Source organism: Microtetraspora sp. NBRC 13810 (assembly GCF_030268685.1).
In the GTDB taxonomy this organism is placed as follows: domain Bacteria; phylum Actinomycetota; class Actinomycetes; order Streptosporangiales; family Streptosporangiaceae; genus BSRQ01.
In genome coordinates this window covers 1-24,220 of sequence record NZ_BSRQ01000026.1, presented here as the reverse complement: position 1 = coordinate 24,220, position 24,220 = coordinate 1, and the positions used below count along the sequence as shown (strand labels likewise).

Below are 24,220 nucleotides of genomic sequence, written 5' to 3'. Positions count from 1 at the left end.
CGCCGACCGGCCGCCGGCGGGGACCCCGCCCGGAACCCGGCCGGCGGGCGCGGCTTTCAGGACTCGCCGCGGACCAGGTCGACGGCGCGGGCGAGGTCGTCGGGGTAGTCGCTGGTGAAGGTCACCCATTCGCCGGTCGTGGGGTGTTCGAAGGACAGGGAGAGGGCGTGCAGCCACTGGCGGGTCACGCCCAGCCGTTCGGCCAGGGTGGGGTCGGCGCCGTAGAGGTGGTCGCCGACGCAGGGGTGGCGCAGGGCGGACATGTGCACCCGGATCTGGTGGGTGCGCCCGGTCTCCAGCTTGATGTCCAGCAGCGACGCCGCGCGGAACGCCTCGATCGTGTCGTAGTGGGTCACGGACGGCTTGCCGCCCGCCACCACGGCGAACCGGCCGTCGCCGGAGGGGTGCCGGTCGATGGGGGCGTCCACGGTGCCGCGCAGCGGGTCGAGGTGGCCCTGGACCAGCGCGTGGTACCTCTTGTCGACCGTGCGCTCCTTGAAGGCGCGCTTGAGCCGGGAGTAGGCGACCTCGCTCTTGGCCACGACCATGGCGCCGGTGGTGTTGGCGTCGAGCCGGTGGACGATGCCCTGGCGTTCGGCGGCGCCGCTGGTGGCGACCTGGTGGCCCGCCCCGAGCAGGCCGCCGATCACGGTCGGGCCGGTCCAGCCCACCGTGGGATGGGCGGCCACGCCGATCGGCTTGTCCACGACGACGATGTCCGCGTCCTCGTAGAGGATCTTCATGCCGGGGACCGGCTCGGCCACCGGCGCGAGGGCGGTGGGCGGCGGGGGCAGCGTGACGTCCAGCCACGCCCCGGCGTGCACCCGGTCGGACTTGGCGGCGGAGGTGCCGTCGACCAGCACGTCGCCGGAGACGATCAGCTCGGCGGCGCGGGTGCGGGAGAACCCGAACAGGCGGGACAGCGCCGCGTCGAGCCGCTCCCCCTCCAGTCCGTCGGGCACGGGGAGGCTGCGCTGCTCGCCGCTCACTTCTCCGCCCCCTGCCGGGTGCCGTCGATCTGGTAACCGCGCCAGGCGAGGTACACCGCGAGGATCCCGCCGCAGACGATCGACGAGTCGCTGATGTTGAAGATCGGGAAGTGCGTCGCGGGGAAGACCTGGATGAAGTCCACCACGTGGCCCTGGAAGGGCGCGGGCGAGCGGAAGATCCGGTCGGTCAGGTTGCCGAAGGCGCCGCCGAGCAGCAGGCCGAGCGTGACCGCCCAGGGCAGGCTGCGCAGGTTGCGTGCCGTACGGAGGATCGCGATCACCACCACGGTGGCGATGATCGTGAAGACGATGGTCATCCCGGTGCCGATGCTGAACGCGGCGCCGGAGTTGCGGATCACCCGGAACTGCAGGTACTCCCCGATGACCTGGACGGGCTCGCGGCCCTCGATGAACTCGACGACCAGCACCTTGGTGACCAGGTCGAGCACGTAGATCACGACGGCGATCACGGAGAGCACGCCGAGCCTGCGGCGCGCGGTCGCGGGCGCGCCCTCCGGCGGCGGGGCGCTCTCCGGGTCCTGTGGGTCCTCCGGGAGCCCCGTCGGGTCGGGGGCGGCGGCTTCGGGCGGCCGCCCCTTTCCGGTCTCCTCGCCGCTCAGCGGCGCTCCTCCCGCTGCTTGCAGGCCACGCACAGCGTCGCCCTCGGGAACGCTTGCAGCCGTTCCTTGCCGATCGGCTTGTGGCACGATTCGCACACTCCGTAAGTCCCTGCGTCTATCCGGGCGATCGCTCGCTCGTTCTGCGCGAGCAGGTCGCGTGAATTCAGGGTAAGGGCGATCTCGCGTTCCCGCTCATAGGTCTTGGCCCCGGCGTCCGCCTGGTCGTCGCCCGCTCCCTCGGTGATGTCCCCGGAGGCGATCTCCGACTCCGAACGGGAGATGATCGCGCGAAGCTCTTCGACCTCCTTGTTCAGACGCTCACGGACGGCCGCGAGCTCTGCCTCGGTCCAGATGTCCTCGCCCGGGTCGGTCGCGCTCTTGCCGGCGCGCGCGGGTGCGGCCATGGCGGCCTCCTTGCAGATCAGCGCAGGTGACAGTTCGGTGAGCATAGGTCGCCGCCAACCGAACGGCAAACGACTCGCCGGGACATTTACCCCTCCCGTGGCAACACACCCCGATCTGGCACGACCTTCTCATTAATGCATGCCGTACCCGCCCATGACGCCTGCGCGGGAGTCAGCGGGAAGCACCCGGGCCGCCGGTGCGTTATCGTGCTAACTGCAAGGCGTAGATGGGGACGAGTAGCTTCGAGCACCCTCGCCAGAGCGACCCGGAGACGGTGTGAGTCCGGGGCGAGAGCCGGAATGAAGATCACCCCGGAGCCGCTGGAAGAAAGATTCCCGTTTCGTGGGGATTCAGTAGACCCGGCAGCACGATAAACGAGTGGGCCTCACGTTCGGCGTGGGCCAAGGAGGGTGGTACCGCGGAGCCCCCGGGCTTCGTCCCTCCACGCAGGGTAAAACCAGGCTTTCGCGTGGAGGTCCGCCCACGATGTCATCTTATTTCCGCCCCCTACCGGCGCAGGTCGATCTGCCGGCCCTCGAACACGAGGTGCTGGAGCGATGGCGCGACGGGAAGGTCTTCGAGCGCTCGCTGGAGCAGAACGCCACGGGACCCTCCTGGATCTTCTACGAGGGGCCGCCCACCGCCAACGGCATGCCCGGCGTGCACCACGTCGAGGCCCGCGTCTTCAAGGACGTCTTCCCCCGCTACCGGTCCATGCGCGGCTACCACGTGCCGCGCAAGGCCGGCTGGGACTGCCACGGCCTGCCCGTCGAGGTGGCCGTGGAGAAGGAGCTCGGCCTCACCGGCAAGAAGGACATCGAGGAATACGGCATCGCCGAGTTCAACGCGCGCTGCCGCGAGAGCGTCCTGCGGCACGTGGACGCGTTCGAGGCGATGACCGAGCGGATGGGCTACTGGGTGGACACCGCCCAGGCATACCGCACGATGGACGCCTCCTACGTCGAGGCCGTCTGGTGGTCGCTCAAGACGATCTGGGAGAAGGAGCTGCTGTTCCGCGACTTCCGGATCACGCCCTACTGCCCGCGCTGCGGCACCGGCCTGTCCGACCATGAGCTCGGCCAGCCGGGCGGGTACGAGACGGTCTCCAGCCCGTCGGTCTACGTGCGGTTCCCCGTCGAGTCCGGGCCGCTCGCCGAGCTGGGCGCGTCCCTGCTCGTGTGGACGACCACGCCGTGGACGCTGGTGTCCAACACGGCTGTCGCCGTACACCCCGAGGAGACCTACGTCGTGGCCCGCGCCGCGGGGTCCGACGAGCTGCTGGTGGTGGCCGAGCCGCTGGTCGCCGCGGTGCTCGGCGAGGACGCCGAGCGGGTGACGTCCTTCCTCGGCGCCGACCTGGAGCACACCACCTACCGCCGCCCGTTCGAGCTGGTGGACATCCCGGCCGCGCACTACGTGGTGCTGGCCGACTACGTCACCGTCGAGGACGGCACCGGCCTGGTCCACCAGGCGCCCGCCTTCGGCGCCGACGACATGACCACCTGCAAGCGGTACGGCCTGCCGGTCGTCAACCCGATCGGCCCCGACGGGCGTTTCCTGCCCGACGTGCCGATGGTCGGCGGCCAGTTCTTCAAGGACGCCGACGCGGCCCTCACCGAGGACCTGCGGGGCCGCGGCCTGCTGTTCCGCGGCGGCCACTTCGACCACAGCTACCCGCACTGCTGGCGGTGCCACACGCCGCTGCTCTACTACGCGCTCCCCTCCTGGTACATCCGCACCACGGCGATCAAGGACCGCCTGCTGGAGGAGAACGAGAAGACCACCTGGTACCCGGACACGATCAAGCACGGCCGCTACGGCGAATGGCTGCGCAACAACGTGGACTGGGCGCTGTCCCGGTCGCGGTACTGGGGCACGCCGCTGCCCCTGTGGGTGTGCACCGCCGACGACTCGCACGTCACCTGCGTCGGCTCGCTCGCCGAGCTGGGCAGGCACGCCGGCCGTGACCTGTCCGCGCTCGACCCGCACCGGCCCTATGTGGACGACGTCACCTTCCCCTGCCCCACCTGCGGGGAGGAGGCCCGCCGGGTGCCCGACGTCATCGACGCGTGGTACGACTCGGGCTCGATGCCGTTCGCCCAGTGGGGGGCGCCGCACGTCGACAAGGACCTCTTCGAGAAGGCGTTCCCCGGGCAGTTCATCTGCGAGGCGCTGGACCAGACCCGCGGCTGGTTCTACTCGATGATGGCCGTGAACACCCTGGTCTTCGACCGTTCCGCGTACGAGAACGTGCTGTGCCTCGGCCTCATCCTCGCCGAGGACGGCCGCAAGATGAGCAAGCACCTGGGCAACGTGCTCCAGCCGATCCCGATGATGGACCGGCACGGCGCCGACGCCCTGCGCTGGTTCATGGCGGCCAGCGGCTCCCCGTGGTCCCCCCGCCGGGTCGGCCACGCGGCGCTGGAGGAGATCGTCCGCAAGGTCCTGCTCACCTACTGGAACACCGCGTCGTTCTTCGTGCTCTACGCCAACACGGAGTCCTGGTCGCCGTCCGCCCTCGCCTCCGCGCCGCCGCCCGGTGAACGCCCGCTGCTCGACCGGTGGGCGCTGTCGGAACTGCACCGCACCGTCGCCGACGTCTCCGCCGCCCTGGAGGAGTACGACACCGCGCGCGCCGGGCGCAGGCTCGCCGGTTTCCTCGACGACCTGTCCAACTGGTACGTGCGCCGCTCCCGGCGCCGGTTCTGGGCGGGCGACGCCTCCGGGTTCGCCACCCTGTACGAGTGCCTGGAGACGGTCACCCGGCTGATGGCGCCGATCACGCCGTTCCTCACCGACTACGTGTGGGACGTGCTGCGCGCCGCCGAGGCGCCCTCCTCGGTGCACCTGTCCAGCTGGCCGGTCGCCGACGAGGCGCTGGTGGACCCGGCCCTGTCGGAGCGGATGGCGCTGGTGCGTCGCCTCGTCGAGCTGGGCCGCTCGGCGCGGGCCTCCTCCGGGGTCAGGACGCGCCAGCCGCTGGGCCGGGCGCTCGTGGCCGCTCCCGGCTGGTCCGGGCTGTCCCGCGAGCTGCGCGACCTGATCGCCGACGAGCTGAACGTCGAGTCGCTGGAGGACCTGTCCGGTTTCTCCGCCGATCTGGTGGCGTTCACGGTCAAGCCCAACTTCCGGGCCCTGGGCAAGCGGTACGGCTCCCAGACGAAGGTGGTCGCCGCCGCCGTCTCCGCCGCCGACCCGGCCACGGTGGCCGGCGCGCTGCGCGCGGGCCGGCCGGTGACGCTGGACGCCGGCGAGGTGGGCGTGGTCGAGCTCGGCCCGGACGACGTGATCGTCACCGAGCAGCCGAAGGCCGGCTGGGCGGTGGAGAGCGGCGCGATCGGCACCGGCACCGGCGAGACCGTCGCGCTGGACCTCGCCATCACCGACGACCTGCGCCGGGCCGGCCTGGTCCGCGAGGTGATCCGCCTCGTCCAGGAGGCCCGCAAGTCGACCGGCCTGGCCATCACCGACCGGATCGACCTGTGGTGGACCGCCACCGACCCCGACCTGGCCACCGCGCTCCGCACCCAGGGCGGCGCGGTCGCGGGCGAGGTCCTCGCCCTCAGCATGACCGAGGGCACCGCCGGCACCCTCCCCCAGCACCAGGACCCCGACCTCGGCCTCACCTTCCAGCTCCGCCGCACCACCGCCTGACCCACCCCCTCGCCGCCCAGCGAGGAGAACCCTGAACCACGGGCCCTCCCCCGGCACCCACCGCCAGAGGAGGGCCCACTCCTTTCCCACCGCCCCCGGCCGCCAGGAAACCGGGTGAACCCGGCCCTGTACGGCAGGCATAGGGGACGGTCCACGGCGGGCCCGGGTCCGTCCCTTACAGGCGACCGTGGCGACAGGCCCTGGGCGCAGCAGGACCGCCTCGGCGGTGTGCCCACGCCCCCTGCGGTCTCGTCTGTGGGTGTGCCCCACGCTCCCGTGCTCTCGTCTGGCGGTGTGCCCACGCTGTCGTAGCAGACCCGGCGACGGGCCTGCGGGAGTGAGAGTTACTCGCCGGGGCGGGGGTCCTTCGCCTTCGGGTGGGGCGTGGGGGCCGTGGAGGGCTCTTCGTCCAGCGGGTCCGGGGCCTGCGACTGGGCGGGCGCGGGCTGGGAGGGCGCCCGGTCCCCGGACGGCCTGCCCGAGGCGGCATCCGTGGCCGGCTTCGCCGACGAGCCGGGCGACGCGCCAGGGGCCGGCAACCCGCCACGGGACGGCGGCTCGACGTGGACGATCGGCTCGGCCGGGGAACCGGTGCGGGCGGCGGAGGCGGGGGCCGCGCGGTCGGGCTTCTTGTCGCTCTTCTTGTCGCCGCCGGGAGCTGAGGAGGCGGCGTCGTCCGGGTCGGAGTCCTGGCGGCTGAACCACGAGATGGTCGCCGACGACGAGGACTCTCCCTCGGCGGGCTCACCCGGCCCGGGGCGGGCGCCGGGGAGAGGACCCCCCGGGGCGAAAGGCTTGGAGGCGGCAGAGGCCGCGAACGCGCCGGCGCCATGGGACACCGGGGCGGAGGCGCCCGGAGCGGAGCTCTGGGACGGGAAAGGTGCGCCGGGAACAGGACGCCCGGCGGATCCGGACCGCTCCTGGGACTCGGCACGCTCCCGGGATTCGGCGCGGCCCGCGGAGCCGGCACGCCCCTGGGAGTCCGAACGCCCCTGGGAGTCGACCTCACCACGGCCGCGTACCCCGGCACCACGGCCCACCACATCGGACCCGGCACGGCCCGTTGCGTCGGACCCGGTGCGGCCGGAGACCTCGGAGGCACGACCGGGAACCTCGGAAGCACGGTCGGTGGCTCCTGCGCGGCCCTGCCACTCCGGACCGGAGCGGCCGGGGGCCTCGGACCCGGTGCGGCCCGGGGGGTCGGAGGCGATGCGTCCCTGCGAGTCGGCGACGGCGCGACCCGGCATGTCGGGCGCGATACGTCCCGGCGTGTCGGCGGCGGTGTGGGCCGGTGCTTCGGGACGTGGGCGCTCCGGGGGACGGGGAACGTCACCACCCGGGGAGCTGGAAGCCGGTGAGCCGGAGGGGGATGCCTGGACCGGAAGGGACGGGACCGAGGACGAGACGTGGACCGGCGGGGAGCCCCCGGCGGCGGAACCACGGCCCGACGAAGAGGTCCCGGATGAAGGGGTCCCGGACGGAGAGGTCCCGGATGGAGGGGTCTGGAGGGATGGGGAGGCGGGGGCGCCGGTGGACTCGAAGGTCTGGGCTCCGAGGTCCTGGCGGCCTCCCTGACCGGGGGTCTGACGACCGGTGGACTCGTACGGCGACGGTCCGGCGGGAGGTGCGGTCTCGCCGCGGGACGGCGCGGGCTCGGTGGCGGGGGGTGTCTGGACCCCACCGAGAGCGGCGTCGGGCAGGCACGCCGTACACGGCGTGAAGCCCTCTTCCCTCGCCTCTTCGTAAGTGAGTTCCTCGTGACCGCGGCCGGCGAGCTGACGGCAGCCCGCGACGTGGTAGCGCTTGCGCCCGGGGATGACCAGGACGATCGCGTCCGGGGAGATCCCGGATGCGCGTCCCGCGACGGCGGACGCCGTCCCGGTGGCCATGTGAGGGGCGCGGTGCGGAGCGGTGAGCGTCGCCGCACCCTGCCGGTAGCCCTGCGGCGCCATCACGGGCGGCGCCATCGGACCGGTGGGGTGGGGGACGGACGGAGGTGCGACCGGCACCTTCGCACCCTCGTCGTGCCCACCGCGGGGGAACAGCTCGTGCCGCTTCAGCAGGACCGCGATCAACAGGAAGACCGCGGACAGCACGCTGACCACGATCGACCACATGACCAGGACCGGCTCGGCCAGCACGAACCCCGCGATCAGCAAAACGATCGCCGCGAACACGAACCCAGCGCTGACAAAGATCACAGGGAAACTCCCGCTTACGGGTCAGGAAGGAAGTTGACCCGAAGCTTACCTGCGGTCGTTGTGCGGACCGTCGGCCGTCTGGAAAGCCCCCTGGTGCTGCGGCTGCTCACCGAAAGGGTTGCCGGGACCTCCGGGAAGCGGCTGCTGGGCGCCGGGCGCCACGGCGTGCTGCATCCCCTGCGCGGGACCGGGCATCTGGCCGCCGACCATCGGGAAGCCACCGCTGCCCTCGGTCGCGACGTTGAGCTCGGCCAGCTGGTTCTCCAGGTAGAGCTTGAGCCTGCTGCGGTATTCCCGCTCGAAGCTGCGCAGCTCCTCGACCTTGCGGTCCAGCTCGTCACGGGTCTGCACCAGCGAGCCCATCGCCTGGCGGTGGCGCTCCTGGGCGTCGCGCTCCAGGGTCTCCGCGCGGGCGCGCGCGTCACCGATGATCTGCTCGGCCTGGCGGCGGGCCTTGCCGAGGATCTCGTCGGCCTCACGGCGGGCCCGGGTCACCGTCTCGTCCGCCTCCCGGCGGGCGTCGGCGATCGCCTGGTCGGCCGTCTGCTGGGCCAGCGCGAGCACGCGGGCCGCGGTGTCCATGTTGTCCTCGGCGGGGGGCATGCCCATGCCGACCGGGACGGGCTGCTGCGGCTGGGGCTGCGGCTCCGGCGGTTTCATCGGCTCGGGCTGCGGCGCCATCATCTCCGGTTTGGGCTCGGCCACCGGCGCGGGCGCCATGGCCATTCCCATGCCACCGGGGACCTTGCCCCGCATGCACTCCGACAGCTTGGCGCGGAGCTCCTCGTTCTCCTGGATGAGGCGGTCGAGCTCGGCCTCCACCTCATCGAGGAAGGCGTCTACCTCTTCCTCGTCGTAGCCCGGCCTCAGCCGGGTCGTACTGAACTGCTTGTTCCGCACATCAGCGGGCGTCAGCGGCATTTCGGTCTCCTTGGCGCGCTTGGAGTCTGTCCGGGAGGGACGGTACCCGTCATGGAAGCGCGGACACGAGTCGGATCAAGACCAAGACCACAATAAAGAGCACTGTGAAGCTTAGGTCAAAGGCCACCGTACCCAACCGGAGTGGCGGAATGAAACGGCGGAGGAACTTGAGAGGTGGGTCGGTCACGGTGTATGTGGCCTCCGCCACCACCAGCACCACCCCGGTAGGCCGCCACTGCCGGGCGAACGCCTGAACCGTCTCAAAGATCATCCGGCCGATCAGCAGCACCAGATAGATCGACAGGACAATCACCAAGATCTCGCCAACGATCCCCACCGTGTTGCCGTGCCTCCGTCCCTGGCCTGCCACCATCCCCATCCCCGGCGGCGCCGAGAGCCACTGGGGTGGTTCCTCACGTGCTAAGTGGAACTCTAACTCTGGTTGAAGAACCCGCGCTCCGCGATTCGAGCCTTGTCCTCGGCGGTCACCTCGACATTGGCCGGGGACAACAGGAACACCTTGTTCGTAACACGTTCGATGCTGCCGTGTAGGCCAAAGACGAGACCTGCCGCGAAATCGACCAGCCGCTTGGCGTCGCTGTCAACCATCTCCGTCAAGTTCATGATCACCGGCGTGCCGTCCCTGAAGTGCTCGCCGATCGTCCTCGCCTCATTGTACGTGCGGGGATGCAGGGTGGTGATCCTGGCGAGGTCGGTGGTACGGCGCTCGATGACGGTGGTCGCGGGCCGGGGGGCGGGCACACCGGCGTCGGTGTCCTCCTCGCGCTCGGCCATCGCGCTCTCGGCCCGTCTCGACTCGTCGTACTCGTCGTAGTCGTCTTCGGGGTAGCTCTCGTACCTCTCGTAGCGGTCGTCCTCCACGAGACCGAGGTAGACCGCCATCTTGCGCATCGCGCCGGCCATCGCTACTTCGTCCTCCGTCGTGCGTTGAAGGTCCGTTTGCGGCAAGCTCTACCCCCTGAAGCCGGCCGCTGATTCGACCCCTACTGGAGCGTGGACGGCAAGGTCCACACTTGGAAGGACATTACCTGACGAAGGGCTTGCGACGACCGAGCAACGCCGTACCGACCCTAAGGTGTGTCGCGCCGCAGGCGATCGCCTCGGCCAGATCACCGCTCATTCCCGCCGAGACGATACCGGCCTCCGGATGGGCGGCGCGCACCGTCCCCGCCACCTCGCGCAGCCTGGTGAACGCCTTGACGGGGTCCGCGCCGAGCGGGGCCACCGCCATCACCCCGCCGAGCCGCAGCCCCTCGGTCCCGGCCAGCGCGTCGGCCAGCGCCGGGACGTCCGCCGGGCGGGCCCCGCCACGGGCGGGGTCGTCGTCCAGGGCCACCTGTACCAGGCAGGTGACCTCGCGTCCGGCGTGGACGGCCTCGCGGCCCAGGGCGGCGGCCAGCCTGATCCGGTCGACGGAATGGACCACGTCCGCGTACGCCACCACGGAGCGGGCCTTGTTGGTCTGCAACTGGCCGACGAAGTGCCAGGTCAGCGACAGGTCGGCGCACTCCTGCGCCTTGGCTGCGGCCTCCTGGTCGCGGTTCTCGCCCACGTCCCCGACGCCGAGCCCGGCGAGGATCCGCACGTCCGAGGCGGGATAGGTCTTGGTCACGGCGACGAGCGTGAGCTCGTCACGGGCCCGGCCCGCCGCCTGACAGGCGGCGGCGATCCTGGCCTCGACCTCGGCGAGCCCGCCCGCGATCTGATCCCGCCGTGTAAGGTCCTTCACTCGTCCGCCGCCCGCTCACTCGTCCCGGAAGGTGTCATCCGCGGATGACCGTGGCGGACGACTCTGGCGGCATCCATCGTGCACCTCGCCCCGGAGCGGCTCGAACCCGGCCCGGGGTGAGGAATGTCACTTGAGGAAGTCGGGGACGTCGAGCTCCTCCTCCTGCTCCTCGAAGACCACCGGACGGCGCCGGGCGGGCTCGGAGAGCCGGGAGTTGATCGGCGTCGGCGGGGTGGGCGGCTCGGGTGTCGGCCGCGGGATCGCCACCGGCGAGGAGTCGTCGTCCTCCTGGGCGGCGGACGCCGCCTCGGCGGGCAGTCCGGCGCCGATGGGACGCACCGGGGCGTGCTGCTCGGGCCGGGACTCGGGCCGCGGTTCCGGCGACCTCGGCTCGAAGCGCGACTCGAGTCGCGGCTCGGGGCGGGCCTCGGGACGCGGTTCGGGCCGGGGTTCGGGACGCGGGTCGAAGCGCGACTCCATGCGCGGCTCGGGACGCGGCTCCGCCTTGACGCTCGGCGCCGGAGGCCGGGCGGGCGCGGGCGGCGGGGCGGCGGGCGCGGGGCGCGCGGGCTGCTGCCGAGCGGTGGGCGCGGCGGGCGTCTCCTTGGCCGGCTCGTCGAAGCCGGCCGCGATCACCGTCACCCGCACCTCGTCGCCGAGGGCGTCGTCGATGACCGTGCCGAAGATGATGTTGGCGTCGGTGGCCGCCGCGTTGGAGACGAGCTGGGCCGCCTCGTTGATCTCGAACAGGCCCAGGTCGGACCCGCCCGCGATGGACAGCAGCACGCCGTGGGCGCCGTCGATGCTGGCCTCCAGCAGGGGGCTGGAGACGGCCATCTCGGCCGCCGCGACCGAGCGGTCGTCCCCTCTGGCGTGGCCGATGCCCATCAACGCCGAACCGGCACCGGACATGACCGACTTGACGTCGGCGAAGTCGAGGTTGATCAGACCGGGCGTGGTGATCAGGTCGGTGATGCCCTGCACACCGGAGAGCAGCACCTGGTCGGCCGCCTTGAAGGCGTCGAGGACGCTCACCTGCCGGTCGGAGATCGACAGCAGCCGGTCGTTGGGGATGACGATGAGGGTGTCCACCTCGTCACGCAGCGTCTCTATGCCGGCCTCGGCCTGCATCGCCCTGCGCCGTCCCTCGAAGCTGAACGGCCGGGTCACGACGCCTATGGTCAGCGCGCCGAGCGAGCGGGCGATGCCGGCCACCACGGGCGCGCCGCCGGTCCCTGTGCCGCCGCCCTCCCCCGCGGTGACGAACACCATGTCCGCACCCTTGAGGACCTCCTCGATCTCCTCTCGGTGGTCCTCAGCGGCCTTCCGGCCCACCTCGGGGTTGGCCCCCGCGCCCAGGCCGCGTGTGAGCTCGCGGCCGACGTCCAGCTTGACGTCTGCGTCACTCATCAGCAGCGCCTGGGCGTCGGTGTTGATGGCGATGAACTCGACGCCCTTGAGTCCCTCTTCGATCATTCGGTTGACGGCGTTGACACCGCCGCCGCCGATGCCGACGACCTTGATGACCGCGAGGTAGTTCTGCGGTGCTGCCACGACGAGGGGCCTTTCCGCTCGTTGACTTGCGATTTCCAGCGGTACGGCGACGCCGCGACCGCGATTCCAAAACTCTCACCCTCAAGTTGAGATTTAGATTTATGTCAACCTGAGGATTGATACGGACAGTAGGAGTTACGCTCTAGGCGGGTCAACTAACCGCGCCGCAACCACGCCCGGCGTGTCGCGCACTGTCCTTTTCGCACGCCGCTCCGCCCGGGTCGCGCTCACTGCACGGTCACGACCTCGGGGGAACTCACATCGTAGGTGTTCGCGGGGCGCCGCAGCAGCGTGTCCAATATTCGCGCCTTGTCGCGCGAGCGGTCCGCGCCGCCCCACACCACCGACCGGCCGTCCCGCAGCATCAGCGAGACGCTCTCGGCGCTGGCGGCCCGCACCGCCTGCACCCGCACGGCCAGCCCCTCGGGCAACCTGTCGATCACCGACAGGGCCGCCCTGGTCGCCGGATCACCCGGTCCCGGACGGTCCACGCGCAGGATGGGCAGCCGGGGCGGGGGGACCGTCCTGATCTCGGTCACCACGCCGTGCCGGTCCATCAGGGCCGCCTTGCCCTGGGCAAGGATCACCGCGATCGGCCGGCGCTCCACCACCTTGATCCGCAGGGTGCCCGGCCAGGACCGGTCGACGGTGGCCGACTCGATCTGCTGGATGCCGAGCACCTTGCCCTGGACCGCGGCGAGGTCGACCGTGGCGAGCGGATGCCGGATCGGCACGCCTGCCGCCTGCTGGATGCGGGTCCGGTCCACGGTGACATTTCCCACAACCTCGATCCGGCTCACCCCCAGCACGGACGAGAAGAACACCAGCCACGTGGCGCTGCCCACCACTCCGGCGGTCAGCACCACGATGAACACGGTGCGCCAGTGCTGGCGGCGCGGGCTCCGGCCGGCCGGTTCGTCCTCGTCCTCCTCGCCGGGCCCGCCCGGCTCCTGCGACGGCGTCACCGCTCGGACAGCTCCGCCACGATGCGCGGGCCGAGCTCGGTGACGTCGCCCGCGCCCATGGTGAGCACGATGTCCCCGGGCCGCGCCCGCCCGGCGACCACGCCGGGGACGGCCGACCGCTCGGTGACGTAGGCGACCCGCTCGGGCGGCAGCGGGACCTTGCCCGCCACCAGGGCGCCGGACACCCCGGGCTCGGGGTCCTCCCTGGCGCCGTAGACGTCGAGCACGATGGCCTCGTCGGCGAGTCCGAGCGCGGCGCCGAACTCGTCGGCGAAGAACCTGGTCCGGGAGTACAGGTGCGGCTGGAAGACCGCGATGACCCGGCCGGAGCCGGAGTAGGACGCCACCACGTCGCGGGCCGCCCGCAGGTCGGCGGTCAGCTCGGTCGGGTGGTGGGCGTAGCTGTCGTAGACGGCGACGCCGCCCGCCTCGCCCTTGGCCTCGAACCGCCGCTTGGCCCCGGTGAAGGCGGCCAGCCCGTCGCGGATCTCGTCGAAGGGCAGGCCGAGCTCGGCCGCCACGGCGACGACGGCGGCGGCGTTGAGCGCGTTGTGCCGGCCGGGCACCGCGAGGCGCACCGGGCCGTGCCCCGCCACCTCGAAGACCACGCCGAAGCCGTCGGGGGTGATGCCGCCGACCCGGAAGTCGGCGTCCTCGGCCTCGCCGTACGTGCGCACGGTCAGGCCGCGCGAGCGGGCGATCGGCACCAGGGCCGCCGCGCCCGGGTCGTCCGCGCAGACGATCAGGGACTGGCCGACCCGCTCGACGAAGCGCGCGAAGCTGTCGTGCACCGCCCGGGAATCGCCGTAGTTGTCCAGATGGTCGGCCTCGACGTTGGTGACCACCGCGATCCGCGGGGCCAGCATGAGGAAGGAGCCGTCGCTCTCGTCCGCCTCGGCGACGAAGACCTCGCCGGTGCCCTCGTCGGCCCCCAGGCCGGTGGTGACGAGCTGGCCGCCCACGCAGTAGGACGGGTCGGCCCCGCACTTCTGCAGCGCCACGGTGAGCATCGAGGTGGTGGTGGTCTTGCCGTGCGTGCCGGCGATCGCCACGGCGTTGCGTCCCGCCATGACGGCGGCGAGCGCGGCGGCCCGCGGGATGACCCGCAGGCCCTGGCGCAGCGCCTCGCCGAGCTCCGGGTTGGAGTCCCGGATGGCGGTGGAGACGACCACGGTGTCGACGCTCTTGATGTGCGAGGCGGCGTGCCCGATGTACACCGTCGCGCCCAGCCCGCGCAGCTCGGCGACCAGCTCGGAGCTGCGGGCGTCGCTGCCGGAGACCGCGACTCCACGTTTGAGAAGGATGCGCGCGATGCCCGACATGCCGGACCCGCCGATCCCGATGAAGTGGACCCGCCCGAGATCACCGGCCGCGATCGGATCGACCAGCTTGACCAGACTCATCGAACGCTCACCGTTCCTCGCTCGCACATCGTGCCCCTCCTCATCATCGCTGCCCACGGGAGGCGGCCGCGATGCGCATGACGCGCTGGGCCAGCGTCACGTCGGCGTCCCTGCGGCCCATCCTGGCCGCGCCCTCCGACATCATCGCCACCCGCTCGGGGTCGGACAGGATGGGCAACAGGTTCCGCACGATCCATTCGGGGGTCAGGTCCGCGTCGTCCACCAGCAGCCCGCCGCCGGCCTGGGCGATCGGGGCGGCGTTGAGCCGCTGCTCGCCGTTGCCGTGCGGCAGCGGCACGTAGGCCGCGGGCAGGCCGACGGCCGTGAGCTCGGCGCAGGTCATCGCCCCGCTGCGGCAGAGCGCGAAGTCGGCGGCCGCGTAGGCGAGGTCCATCCGGTCCACGTAGGGCAGCACGACGTACTGCGGGTCGCCGGGCGGGGGCTCCTCGTGCGGTTCCAGCGTGTTCTTGGGGCCGATCACGTGCAGGACCTGGATGCCGGCGTTGCGCAGGGTCGAACCGGCGGCGAGGGCGGCCCGGTTGAGCGAGCGGGCGCCCTGCGAGCCGCCGAAGACCAGCAGGGTCGGCAGGTCGGCCTCCAGCCCGAACCAGGAGCGCGCCTTGTCCCCGGTCGAGAGCCGGTCGAGGTTGACGATGTCGCGGCGCAGCGGGATGCCGACGTACTCGGCGTGCGGCAGCGCGGCCTCCGGGTGGCCGGTGAACACGTGTTCGGTGAGCCGGGCGCCGAGGCGGTTGGCCAGGCCGGGCCGGGGGTTGGCCTCGTGCACGACGATCGGCACCCCCCTGCGCCGGGCCGCGAGATAGCCGGGTGTGGCGACGTAGCCGCCGAAGCCCACCAGCACGTCGGCCTGGACCCGGTCCATGATGCCCGCGGCGGCGTTGATCGCGCCCGCGAGACGCCCGGGGACGGTGAGGAGCTGGGGCGTGATCGCCCGTGGCAGCGGCACCGCCGGCACCAGTTGCAGGTCGTAGCCGCGTTGCGGAACCAGCCGGGTCTCCAGGCCGCGCTCGGTGCCAAGGCAGGTGATCCCGATGTTCGGGTCCAGTTGGCGTAGCGCGTCGGCCAGGGCCAGCGCAGGCTCGATATGGCCAGCCGTCCCGCCGCCTGCGAGGACCACCCTCATGTCGGTCCTTTCACTTCACCTATCGATTGTGCGTCGCGCGCCCCGCACGACGATTCTTCGCCGCCGGACCACCCAGGCCAAGCCAGCTTAGAGCCCGCGCCACCGGTCCCGGGCCACGCGCGGCCAGAGCCTCGCGCGCCCCGGGCTCTCGTCTGGCGAACGACAACAACATGCCAAGCGCCGCCAGAGTGGGCAACAGGGCTGAACCACCATAAGACACCAATGGCAAAGGGATGCCTGTGATCGGCAGGACGCCTATGACCGCGCCGATGTTGACGATGGCCTGTCCGGCGATCCAGGCGACCATGGCGGCGGAGGCGAGCCGGATGAACGGGTCGTTCACCCGGGACGCGACCCGCAGCCCCGCGTACCCCAGCAGGCCGTAGAGGGCCACCACGGCCAGCGTGCCGGCCAGGCCGAGCTCCTCGCCGAGGATGGCGAAGATGAAGTCGCTCTCCGCGTGCGGCAGCCAGCTCCACTTCTGCCGGCTGCTGCCCAGCCCGAGCCCGAACCAGCCGCCCGAGCCCATGGCGATCTGGCCCTGCACCGACTGGTAGCCGTCTCCCTGCGCGTCCTCCCAGGGGAACAGGAAGGAGCTGACCCGCGCCAGCCGGTAGGGCTCCACTATGATCATGATGGCGGCGGCCAGCACGGCGACCGCCAGGATGCCGGCGAAGAGCCGCAGCGGCACCCCGACCACCCAGAGCAGGGCGAGGAAGATCAGCAACAGGACCAGCGTGGTACCGAGGTCGCGGCCGAGCATGACCATGATCGCGATGATCGCGGTGCCCGGCATCAGCGGGATGAGCAGCTGCCGCCACTCGATCCGCCCGGCCCTGGCCCGGCGGGCGAGCAGGTCGGCCCCCCACAGCGCCAGCCCGAGCTTGGCCGGCTCGGAGGGCTGGAGGTAGAACGGGCCGATGTCGATCCACCGCTGGGCGCCGAGCTGCGAGGTGCCGACGAAGATCACGATCAGCAGGCCGAGGATGGACAGCGCCATCAGCGGGTAGCCGGCCAGCCGGAAGAACCGCTGCGGCAGCCGTGAGCACACCCACATCAGCGGCACGCCCAGCGCGGCGAAGAGCAGCTGCTTGAGGAACCAGTAGAACGGCGTCTCCGTCTCCTGGAGCGCCTCGATGCTGGAGGCGGAGAGCACCATCATCAGCCCGAGGGCCAGCAGCAGCGAGCTGCACCCGATGATCAGGTAGTAGGAGGTCAGCGGCCGGTCGAGCAGGTCCATCACCGGGGCGAGCTGCTCGCGCAGCCACCCCTTCCCGTTCGCGCCGCGGCGCCGCGGCGCCACCGGGTGGGCGGACTCCGCGGTCATCCCAGCCGCCCGTCCTCCGGGCCCGCCAGGCGGTGCACGGCGGACGCGAAGGCCTCCCCCCGCGCTCCGTAACCGTCGAACATGTCCAGCGACGCCCCGGCGGGGGCGAGCAGCACGGTGTCTCCGGGGGCGGCGAGCCTGGTGGCTTCGGTGACGACGCGATCCATGACACCAGTGTCTTGCCCCGGCACCTCCACCACGGGGACATTCGCGGCGTGTCGCGCCAGAGCCTCCCGAATTCGAGCACGATCCGCGCCCAGCAGCACCGCCCCGCGCAGCCTGGGGGCCGCCCGCCGGACGAGGTCGTCGATGTCCGCGCCCTTGAGCTGCCCGCCGGCGACCCAGACGATCGAGGGGTAGGCGGCCAGGGAGGCCGCCGCCGCGTGCGGGTTGGTGGCCTTGGAGTCGTCCACGTATCGCACGCCGCCGAAGGTGGCCACCGTGGCGATCCGGTGCGGGTCGGGCGTGAAACCGGCCAGGCCCCGCCGTACGGCCTCCGCCTGGACGCCGTGGGCGCGGGCCAGGGCGGCGGCGGCCAGGGCGTTGGCGACGTTGTGCGGCGCGAGCGGCCGGATGTCGGCCAGCGTGCCGAGCTCCTCGGCGGCCCCCACCGGGTCGGCCACGAACGCCCGGTCCACCAGCAGGTCCTCCACCAGCCCGAGCTGCCCCGGCCGGGGCACGCCGAGCGTGAAGGACACCTGCCCGCCGTACGGCTCGGCCAGCGCGGCGGCGGCCTCGTCGTCGGCGTTGTGGACGACGGTCCCGGCGCGTTCGAAGATCCGGCCCTTGGCCCGCGCGTACTCCGCCATCGAGCCGTGCCAGTCGAGGTGGTCGGGCGCGACGTTGAGCACCGCCGCGGCCCGCGGGGCGAGACTGGAGGACCAGTGCAGCTGGAAGCTGGACAGCTCGACGGCGAGCACCTCGTGCGGGCCGAGCACCGCCTCCACGATGGGCGTGCCCACGTTGCCCACCGCGAGGGCCTTGTGCCCCGCGGCGGTGAGCATCGAGGTCAGCATGCGCACGGCCGTCGTCTTGCCGTTGGTGCCGGTGAGCGCCAGCCACGGGGCGGCGCCGTCCGGGCGCAGCCGCCAGGCCAGCTCGACCTCGCCGATGACCTCGATCCCGGCGCGCGCGGCGGCGGTCAGGCACGGGTGCGTGGGCCGCCAGCCGGGCGAGGTGACGACCAGCGAGGTGCCCTCGGGCGGCTCGTCCGGCTCGCCGAAGCGCACCTCGACGCCCAGCGCGGCCAGCTCCGCGGCGGCGGCGAGCTGCCGCTCGCCGCGGCGGGCCTCCAGGACCACGACCCGCTCGCCCCTGGCGGCCAGGATCCGGGCGGCGGCCTGCCCCGAGACGCCGAGCCCGGCGACGGCGACGGTCATGCCCTGGGCATCCATTCCACGTAGAACAACCCGAGGCCCACCGCGGCGCACAGCGCGGCGATGAGCCAGAACCGGACGACGATCGTCGTCTCGGCCCAGCCCGCCAGCTCGAAGTGGTGCTGCAACGGAGCCATCCGGAACACCCGTTTACCGGTCATCTTGAAGAAGCCGACCTGGATGATCACCGAGAGCGTGATGATGACGCACAGACCGGCGAGGATGACCAGCAGCAGCTGGGTCCGGGTGGTGACGGCCAGACCGGCGATCACGCCGCCGAGGGCCAGCGAGCCGGTGTCGCCCATGAAGATCTTGGCGGGCGGCGCGTTCCACCACAGGAAGCCGACCAGCGCGCCGAGCACCGAGGCGGCGACGACGGCGAGGTCCAGCGGGTCGCGCACCCAGTAGCAGTGCGGGCCGAGCTGGGTGACGCAGCTGTTCCTGAGCTGCCAGTTGCCGATCAGCACGTAGGACGCGAGCACCACGCCGGTCGCGCCGGAGGCCAGGCCGTCGAGGCCGTCGGTGAGGTTCACCGCGTTGGAGAAGCCGACGATCATCACGAGCACCCAGATGGTGAACGCCACGATGCCGATCGACGGCGGGCCGAAGTCGCGCAGGAAGGACAGCCGGGTCTCGGCGGGCGTGATGTCGTAGGCGTTGGGGAAGCGGACCACCAGCACGGCGAAGATCGCGCCCACCACGAGCTGGCCGAACGCCTTGGCGCCGCTGCGCAGGCCCAGGCTGCGCTGCTTGTAGATCTTGATGAAGTCGTCCAGGAAGCCCACCATGCCGAGGCCGGTCATCAGGAACAGCACGAGCAGTCCCGAGACGGTCGGCGTGGAGGACGTGGCCGCGTGCGAGGCGGCGTAGCCGAGGAGGGCGGCGATGACGATCACGGTGCCGCCCATGGTGGGCGTGCCGCGCTTGTCGTAGTGGCCCGAGGGGCCTTCTTCGCGGATGCTCTGGCCGATGCCCCGGCGGGAGAACAGCCGCATGGCGATCGGCGTACCGATCATGGACAGGACGAGCCCGACGGCCGCCGCGACGATGATGTCCCTCATTGGTGCTCACCTCCCAGCAGCAGCTCGGCCACCCGCTCCAGTCCCAGTGCCCGTGGTCCCTTGATCAGGACCACGTCTCCCGGCCCGAGTCTGGGCGCGAGCTGCGCGGCCGCCGTCTCGGCGTCCGGCACGTGCAGCAGCGGCGCCCCGGCCGCGCCGGCGAGGACCGGCTCCGCGTCGGGGCCGACGACGATCAGGCCGGTCAGGCCCGCGCCGCCGGCCAGCCGGCCGACCTGCTCGTTCAGCGACTCGCTCTCCTCGCCCAGCTCGCGCAGCGCGGCGATGACCGCGAACCTGCGCCGTTCGCGGCCGAGGTCGCCGAGCGCCACGAAGGCGGCGCGCATGGAGTCGGGGTTGGCGTTGTAGGCGTCGTTGATCACCGTGACGCCGTCGGCCCGGTCGGTGACCTCCATCCGCCACCGGCTGCCCGGCTCGGCCTCCGACAGCTCGCCCGCGATGGTGGCGACCGGCAGGCCCAGCTCGTATCCCGCCGCGGCGGCGGCCAGGCTGTTCTCCACGGCGTGCTCGCCGTACAGGCGCAGCGCCACCGGGGCCGCGCCCGAGGGGGTGCGCAGCGTGTAGCGGGCCCGGCCGCGCTCGTCGACCGTGACGTCCTCGGCGCGCACGGCCGCGTCGGCCGAGCGGCCGAACCAGGTCACCCGGGCCTTGGTGCGCCCGGCCATGCCGCGCACGTAGGGGTCGTCGGCGTTGAGCACGGCGACGCCGTCCTCGGGGAGGGCCTCCACCAGCTCGCCCTTGGCCTGGGCGATCGCCTCCCTGCCGCCGAAGACGCCCAGGTGGGCGGTCCCGACGTTGAGCACCACGCCGATCCGGGGGGGCGCGATCCTCGCGAGGTAGGCGATGTGGCCGATCTCGCGGGCGCTCAGCTCCAGGACGAGGTACTTCGTGGACTCGTCGGCCTTGAGGACCGTGAGCGGGTGGCCGAGCTCGTTGTTGAAGTTGCCGGCCGGGGCGACGGTCGGGCCGATCCGGGCGGTGAGCCTGCCCAGGAGGTCCTTGGTGGTGGTCTTGCCCGCCGAGCCGGTCACGCCGATCACGGTCGCGGCGGGCAGCTCGGCGTGCACCGCCGAGGCCAGCTCGGCCAGCGCCGTCACCACGTCGCCCACGATCACGGTGGGCGCCTCGGTCGGGCGCGCGGCCAGCACCGCGGTGGCCCCGGCCGCGCAGGCCGCGGCGGCGAAGTCGTGGCCGTCGGCCCTGGCGCCCTTGATCGCCACGAACAGGGATCCCGGCTCGACGGCACGCGAGTCGATCACCACGGGCCCCCGTACCAGCGTGTGGGGGTCGGCCATGCCCATGAGGGCCCCCGATGTGATCTCGGCGATCCTGCCAAGAGGCAACGGGATCATGCTTCTTCCCTACTCTCCGTATCAGCTCTGCGGCCGATGGCCTCCGCGACCACCTGCCGGTCGTCGAACGGGAGCACCTCGCCGGCGATGTACTGGCCCTGCTCGTGGCCCTTGCCCGCCACGACCACGACGTCTCCCCGCTCTGCCCGGTCGATGGCCAGGCCGATGGCGGCGGCACGGTCGGGCTCCATGATCACATGAGCCCGGGCGTGCCCCGGCACCAGGAGCGCTCCCTCAAGCATGGCGGACAGGATGTCCAGTGGGTCCTCCGACCGGGGATTGTCACTGGTGAAGATCGCCACATCCGCGAGGCGGGCGGCGGCCTCCCCCATCATCGGGCGCTTGCCCCGGTCGCGGTCGCCGCCGCAGCCGAGCACCACGGTGAGCCTGCCCGCGGTGACCTTCCGCAGGGAGCGCAGCACCGACTCCACGGCACCCGGTTTGTGAGAGTAGTCGACGATCGCCTGGAAGTCCTGACCGGCGGTGATCCGCTCCATACGGCCCGGTACGCCGCCCAGGGCGCCCACGCCGTGCACGGCGGCCTGGAGCGGGATCCCCGCCTCCACGAGGGCCACGACGGCTCCGAGGGCGTTGGCGACGTTGAACGGCCCGGGGAGGGCCACCGTGGCGTCCGCCTCGACGCCGCCGGGCCCGATCACCCGGAAGGCGCTGCCGTCCCCGCCGAGCCGGACGTCCACGGCCCGCCACTCGGCCGCCGCGTCACCCTCCGCGGAGAACGTGGTCACCGGGATCTTGGCCCGGTGGACCAGCTCCCGGCCGTACGGGTCGTCGAAGTTGACCACGCCCGCCCGGCTCAGCTCCGGCGTGAACAGCCGGGCCTTGGTCGAGAAGTAGTCGTCGAGGTCCCGGTGGAAGTCCAGGTGGTCCTGGGACAGGTTGGTGAACAGCGCCACGTCGTAGTGGATGCCGCCGACCCGGCCGAGCGCGAGGGCGTGGCTGGAGACCTCCATGGCGGCCGCCGTGACGCCCTCCTCGCGCATCAGCGCGAACAGGCCGTGCAGGTCACTGGCCTCGGGGGTGGTGAGCGAGGAGGCGAGGCGCAGGTCGCCGACGTGGATCTCGACGCCGCCGACCAGCCCCGCCCGGTGCCCCGCGGCCCGCAGGCCGGCCTCCAGCAGGAACGTGCAGGTGGACTTGCCGCTGGTGCCGGTCACGCCGATGAGCATCACGTCGTCGGACGGCTCGCCGTACACCCACGCGGCCACCTGGCCGAGCACGGCCCTGGGGTCGGGGGTGACGAGCACCGGCAGGCCGGTCGCGACGGCGGCCTCGCGGCCCTGCGGGTCGGTGAGGATGGCCGCGGCTCCGGCCGCCAGGGCCTCGGCGGAGAAGTCGGCGCCGTGCGCCGACCTCCCGGGCAACGCGACGTAGAGGTCACCGCGGCAGACCCGGCGGGAGTCGATGGTGACTCCGGTCACCGCGGCGAGCGGCGCCTTGGGCGTGCCGGACGGCGCGCCGAGCAGGGTCGCGAGCCCGGACAGCGGCCGGGGCGGACTGGTCGTTGGACGCATGGACGACGGGGGACGCACGGCGGCAGCGTACCCTCACTCGTCACTCATCGGTGCGTATCCGCACCGGAGGCGGGGTCGTACCGGTGGGTGGGATCTTCCTGCTCTTTACCGCGAACGTCATCACCTTCTTGAACACCGGCGCGGCGATCTCGCCACCGTAATGTCCGTTGTGCGGGTCCTGGAGCACGGCGAGGGCCACCAGGCGCGGCGCGTCCGCCGGCGTGAACCCAACGAATGTCGCCGTATATCCACAATAACCTTGACATTTCTCGTCGTACCGCATGGCCGTGCCCGTCTTGCCCGCCACCCGGTACCCCGGGATCGCGGCGAGGTTGCCGGTGCCGTCCTCGCCCACGGCCGCCTCCAGCATGCCCGCGATCTGCTTCGCGGTCTGCTCGGTCACCACCCTGGTCCGCTTGCCCGGCTCGGCGGGGACGACCTTGCCGTCCTCGCCGGCCACGCCCGCCACGATCTGCGGCGCCACCCGCACGCCGCCGTTGGCGATGGTCTGGTAGACGCTGGCCATCTGCAGCGCCGTCACCGAGACGCCCTGGCCGTAGGCGACCGTGCAGCGCTGGCTGCCCGACCAGCCCCGCCAGTCGGGCAGCAGGCCCGCCTGGGCGCCCGGCACTCCCCCGCCCGGCCGCGTGCCGAAGCCGAACGCCTTGAGCATGTCGTAGAGCTTCTCGTCGCCGACCCGCTCGGCGGCCATGATCGTGCCCACGTTGCTGGAGGTCGCGACGACGCCGGAGAAGGTGAGCCGCTCCGGCTTGTGCGGGTGGGAGTCGCGCAGGACCTGGTCGGCGCAGCGGATGTTGTCCGGCACCGTGAACACCGTGTCCGGCTTCACCGCGCCCGCCTCCATCGCGGCGGCGGCGGTGATCACCTTGTTGGTGCTGCCCGGCTCGAACACCTCGGCCGCCGCCCGGTTGATCTGCAGCTCCTGCGGGCTCTTCTGCCAGTTGTTGAGGTCCAGCTCGGGGGCGTTGGCCATGGCGAGGATCCGGCCGTCGCGCACGTCCATGATGATCACGCTGCCGCTGCGCGCCCCGGTCGCCTTCACCTGGTCGGCGATGGCCTGCTGAGCCGCCCACTGGATGTCGCGGTCGATGGTCAGGCGCACCTCCCTGCCCGGCACCGGCGCCTGGGTGGTGTCCCTGGTCATCGGGATGCGCTGGCCCTGCGCGCCGACCTCGATGCTCTGCCGGCCGTCCCGCCCGGCCAGCGTCTTCTCGAAGGCGCTCTCCACACCGGCGAGGCCGTTCCCGTCGACGCCGACGAAGCCGACCAGGCTGCCCGCCAGGTCGTCGCCGGGGTACAGGCGGCGGTACTGGGCCTTGCTGCTGACGCCGCGGTAGTCGTGGGCGAGCACCTTCTCGGCCACCATGGGGGCGACGTCCCTGGCCAGGAGCTGGTAACGGGTGTTGGTCCTGGCCAGCGCGGTGGCGATCTCCTGCTGCGGCCTGCCGAGATCCCTGGCCAGCACCGCGGCCACCGAGGCGCGCTGCTCGGCCGAGATCAGCGTCGGGTCCACGGAGATCTCCCTGGCCTCCACGGTGACCGCCAGCTCGTGCCCGTTGACGTCGGTGATCGGCCCGCGCCGCGCGGGGAGCCGTTCGGGCTGCACCCGCTGCTCGGCGGCCCGCTGCTCGTAGACCTTCGAGTCGAGGCCCTGCAACTGGACGAGCCTGCCCGCCAGGATGGACATCAGGAAGGTCATGCCGATCATGCCGACGCTGATCCTGCGGCGCGGGTTGCCCAGGCGCAGCATCGTGGGCGGGCGGACCGGCGGCCGGGGGGGTCGCGGGGGCTGCGCGGGCTGCCGTCCCGGCGCCCAGGTCTCCTCCTCCGCCCGCGGCGGCCGGCCACGCGGCGGGCCCGCGGGCCGGCGCGGCTCCTCCGCCGCCGGCCGGCGCACCGGGCGGCGCGACCGCGCCTCCTCCCCCGC

At 72.3% G+C, this 24,220-nt stretch carries 19 protein-coding genes; 1 reads left to right on the top strand and 18 read right to left on the bottom strand.

Features of this window, described 5'->3' with window-relative positions:
* Positions 1–56 precede the first annotated feature (56 nt).
* From QSK26_RS36055 to QSK26_RS36045, 3 genes are read right to left on the bottom strand one after another with little or no spacing between them, the layout of a single operon-like run.
* Entirely contained in the window at positions 57–989 is a 933-nt protein-coding gene (locus tag QSK26_RS36055) for an RluA family pseudouridine synthase (RefSeq protein ID WP_285779828.1), read from the bottom strand.
* Positions 986–1,642, bottom strand: a complete 657-nt coding sequence (gene lspA / locus QSK26_RS36050; RefSeq protein ID WP_285779827.1) for a signal peptidase II — start codon at positions 1,640–1,642, stop codon at positions 986–988. The genes QSK26_RS36055 and lspA overlap by 4 nt, the downstream gene beginning before the upstream one ends.
* Positions 1,606–2,013 (bottom strand): TraR/DksA family transcriptional regulator, encoded by a 408-nt coding sequence (locus tag QSK26_RS36045; RefSeq protein WP_285779921.1) that lies wholly within the window; start codon positions 2,011–2,013, stop codon positions 1,606–1,608. Before QSK26_RS36045 ends, lspA begins: the two co-directional genes overlap by 37 nt.
* A gap of 487 nt (positions 2,014–2,500) precedes the next feature.
* Here QSK26_RS36045 and ileS point away from each other — a divergent pair, with 487 nt between their 5' ends.
* On the top strand, positions 2,501–5,668 hold the full coding sequence (ileS, locus tag QSK26_RS36040; RefSeq protein WP_285779826.1) for an isoleucine--tRNA ligase: 3,168 nt from the start codon (positions 2,501–2,503) through the stop codon (positions 5,666–5,668).
* A 344-nt stretch (positions 5,669–6,012) separates the two neighbouring features.
* On the opposite strand, the gene QSK26_RS36035 is transcribed toward ileS, so the two are convergent.
* The 15 genes from QSK26_RS36035 to QSK26_RS35965 form a co-directional block, all read right to left on the bottom strand.
* On the bottom strand, positions 6,013–7,869 hold the full coding sequence (locus tag QSK26_RS36035) for a hypothetical protein (RefSeq protein ID WP_285779825.1): 1,857 nt from the start codon (positions 7,867–7,869) through the stop codon (positions 6,013–6,015).
* Between the two features lie 45 nt (positions 7,870–7,914).
* Positions 7,915–8,790, bottom strand: coding sequence for a DivIVA domain-containing protein (locus QSK26_RS36030; RefSeq protein WP_285779824.1), 876 nt, complete (start codon positions 8,788–8,790; stop codon positions 7,915–7,917).
* Positions 8,791–8,839: 49 nt separating this feature from the next.
* Entirely contained in the window at positions 8,840–9,127 is a 288-nt protein-coding gene (locus tag QSK26_RS36025; RefSeq protein WP_285779823.1) for a YggT family protein, read from the bottom strand.
* A gap of 95 nt (positions 9,128–9,222) precedes the next feature.
* Complete coding sequence (locus QSK26_RS36020) at positions 9,223–9,714, bottom strand: cell division protein SepF (RefSeq protein ID WP_285779822.1); 492 nt, start codon at positions 9,712–9,714, stop codon at positions 9,223–9,225.
* Between the two features lie 121 nt (positions 9,715–9,835).
* Positions 9,836–10,540 (bottom strand): YggS family pyridoxal phosphate-dependent enzyme, encoded by a 705-nt coding sequence (locus QSK26_RS36015; protein ID WP_285779821.1) that lies wholly within the window; start codon positions 10,538–10,540, stop codon positions 9,836–9,838.
* A 126-nt stretch (positions 10,541–10,666) separates the two neighbouring features.
* The gene (ftsZ, locus tag QSK26_RS36010; protein WP_285779820.1) at positions 10,667–12,094 is read right to left on the bottom strand and encodes a cell division protein FtsZ; all 1,428 of its coding nucleotides are present in this window, start codon (positions 12,092–12,094) and stop codon (positions 10,667–10,669) included.
* A 227-nt stretch (positions 12,095–12,321) separates the two neighbouring features.
* A complete protein-coding gene (locus tag QSK26_RS36005; protein ID WP_285779819.1) occupies positions 12,322–13,059 on the bottom strand; it encodes a cell division protein FtsQ/DivIB in 738 nt (245 codons plus the stop codon).
* Positions 13,056–14,462, bottom strand: a complete 1,407-nt coding sequence (gene murC, locus QSK26_RS36000; protein ID WP_285779818.1) for a UDP-N-acetylmuramate--L-alanine ligase — start codon at positions 14,460–14,462, stop codon at positions 13,056–13,058. The genes QSK26_RS36005 and murC overlap by 4 nt, the downstream gene beginning before the upstream one ends.
* Positions 14,463–14,505: 43 nt before the next feature.
* Positions 14,506–15,606 (bottom strand): undecaprenyldiphospho-muramoylpentapeptide beta-N-acetylglucosaminyltransferase, encoded by a 1,101-nt coding sequence (gene murG / locus QSK26_RS35995; RefSeq protein WP_285779817.1) that lies wholly within the window; start codon positions 15,604–15,606, stop codon positions 14,506–14,508.
* A 19-nt stretch (positions 15,607–15,625) separates the two neighbouring features.
* Positions 15,626–16,933 carry a putative lipid II flippase FtsW gene (gene ftsW / locus QSK26_RS35990; RefSeq protein WP_502888788.1) on the bottom strand — a complete coding sequence of 436 codons (1,308 nt, stop codon included), beginning with the start codon at positions 16,931–16,933 and terminating at the stop codon, positions 15,626–15,628.
* Positions 16,930–18,312 (bottom strand): UDP-N-acetylmuramoyl-L-alanine--D-glutamate ligase, encoded by a 1,383-nt coding sequence (gene murD, locus QSK26_RS35985; protein WP_285779816.1) that lies wholly within the window; start codon positions 18,310–18,312, stop codon positions 16,930–16,932. The genes ftsW and murD overlap by 4 nt, the downstream gene beginning before the upstream one ends.
* A complete protein-coding gene (mraY, locus tag QSK26_RS35980) occupies positions 18,309–19,370 on the bottom strand; it encodes a phospho-N-acetylmuramoyl-pentapeptide-transferase (protein WP_285779815.1) in 1,062 nt (353 codons plus the stop codon). The genes murD and mraY overlap by 4 nt, the downstream gene beginning before the upstream one ends.
* Entirely contained in the window at positions 19,367–20,740 is a 1,374-nt protein-coding gene (locus QSK26_RS35975) for a UDP-N-acetylmuramoyl-tripeptide--D-alanyl-D-alanine ligase (protein WP_285779814.1), read from the bottom strand. Before QSK26_RS35975 ends, mraY begins: the two co-directional genes overlap by 4 nt.
* A complete protein-coding gene (locus QSK26_RS35970; RefSeq protein ID WP_285779813.1) occupies positions 20,737–22,272 on the bottom strand; it encodes a UDP-N-acetylmuramoyl-L-alanyl-D-glutamate--2,6-diaminopimelate ligase in 1,536 nt (511 codons plus the stop codon). The genes QSK26_RS35975 and QSK26_RS35970 overlap by 4 nt, the downstream gene beginning before the upstream one ends.
* A gap of 40 nt (positions 22,273–22,312) precedes the next feature.
* Positions 22,313–24,043: a peptidoglycan D,D-transpeptidase FtsI family protein gene (locus QSK26_RS35965; RefSeq protein WP_502888795.1), complete on the bottom strand. Its 1,731-nt coding sequence runs from the start codon at positions 24,041–24,043 to the stop codon at positions 22,313–22,315.
* Positions 24,044–24,220: the final 177 nt, after the last annotated feature.

Coding starts and splice junctions, on each gene's coding strand:
- QSK26_RS35970 (WP_285779813.1), bottom strand. CDS start 22,272: ATGCGTCCAACGACCAGTCCGCCCCGGCCGCTGTCCGGGCTCGCGACC.
- ftsW (WP_502888788.1), bottom strand. CDS start 16,933: ATGACCGCGGAGTCCGCCCACCCGGTGGCGCCGCGGCGCCGCGGCGCG.
- QSK26_RS36020 (WP_285779822.1), bottom strand. CDS start 9,714: ATGGCCGGCGCGATGCGCAAGATGGCGGTCTACCTCGGTCTCGTGGAG.
- ileS (WP_285779826.1), top strand. CDS start 2,501: ATGTCATCTTATTTCCGCCCCCTACCGGCGCAGGTCGATCTGCCGGCC.
- QSK26_RS36045 (WP_285779921.1), bottom strand. CDS start 2,013: ATGGCCGCACCCGCGCGCGCCGGCAAGAGCGCGACCGACCCGGGCGAG.
- murG (WP_285779817.1), bottom strand. CDS start 15,606: ATGAGGGTGGTCCTCGCAGGCGGCGGGACGGCTGGCCATATCGAGCCT.
- murD (WP_285779816.1), bottom strand. CDS start 18,312: ATGACCGTCGCCGTCGCCGGGCTCGGCGTCTCGGGGCAGGCCGCCGCC.
- QSK26_RS35965 (WP_502888795.1), bottom strand. CDS start 24,043: ATGCTGCGCCTGGGCAACCCGCGCCGCAGGATCAGCGTCGGCATGATC.
- mraY (WP_285779815.1), bottom strand. CDS start 19,370: ATGAGGGACATCATCGTCGCGGCGGCCGTCGGGCTCGTCCTGTCCATG.
- QSK26_RS35975 (WP_285779814.1), bottom strand. CDS start 20,740: ATGATCCCGTTGCCTCTTGGCAGGATCGCCGAGATCACATCGGGGGCC.
- murC (WP_285779818.1), bottom strand. CDS start 14,462: ATGAGTCTGGTCAAGCTGGTCGATCCGATCGCGGCCGGTGATCTCGGG.
- QSK26_RS36030 (WP_285779824.1), bottom strand. CDS start 8,790: ATGCCGCTGACGCCCGCTGATGTGCGGAACAAGCAGTTCAGTACGACC.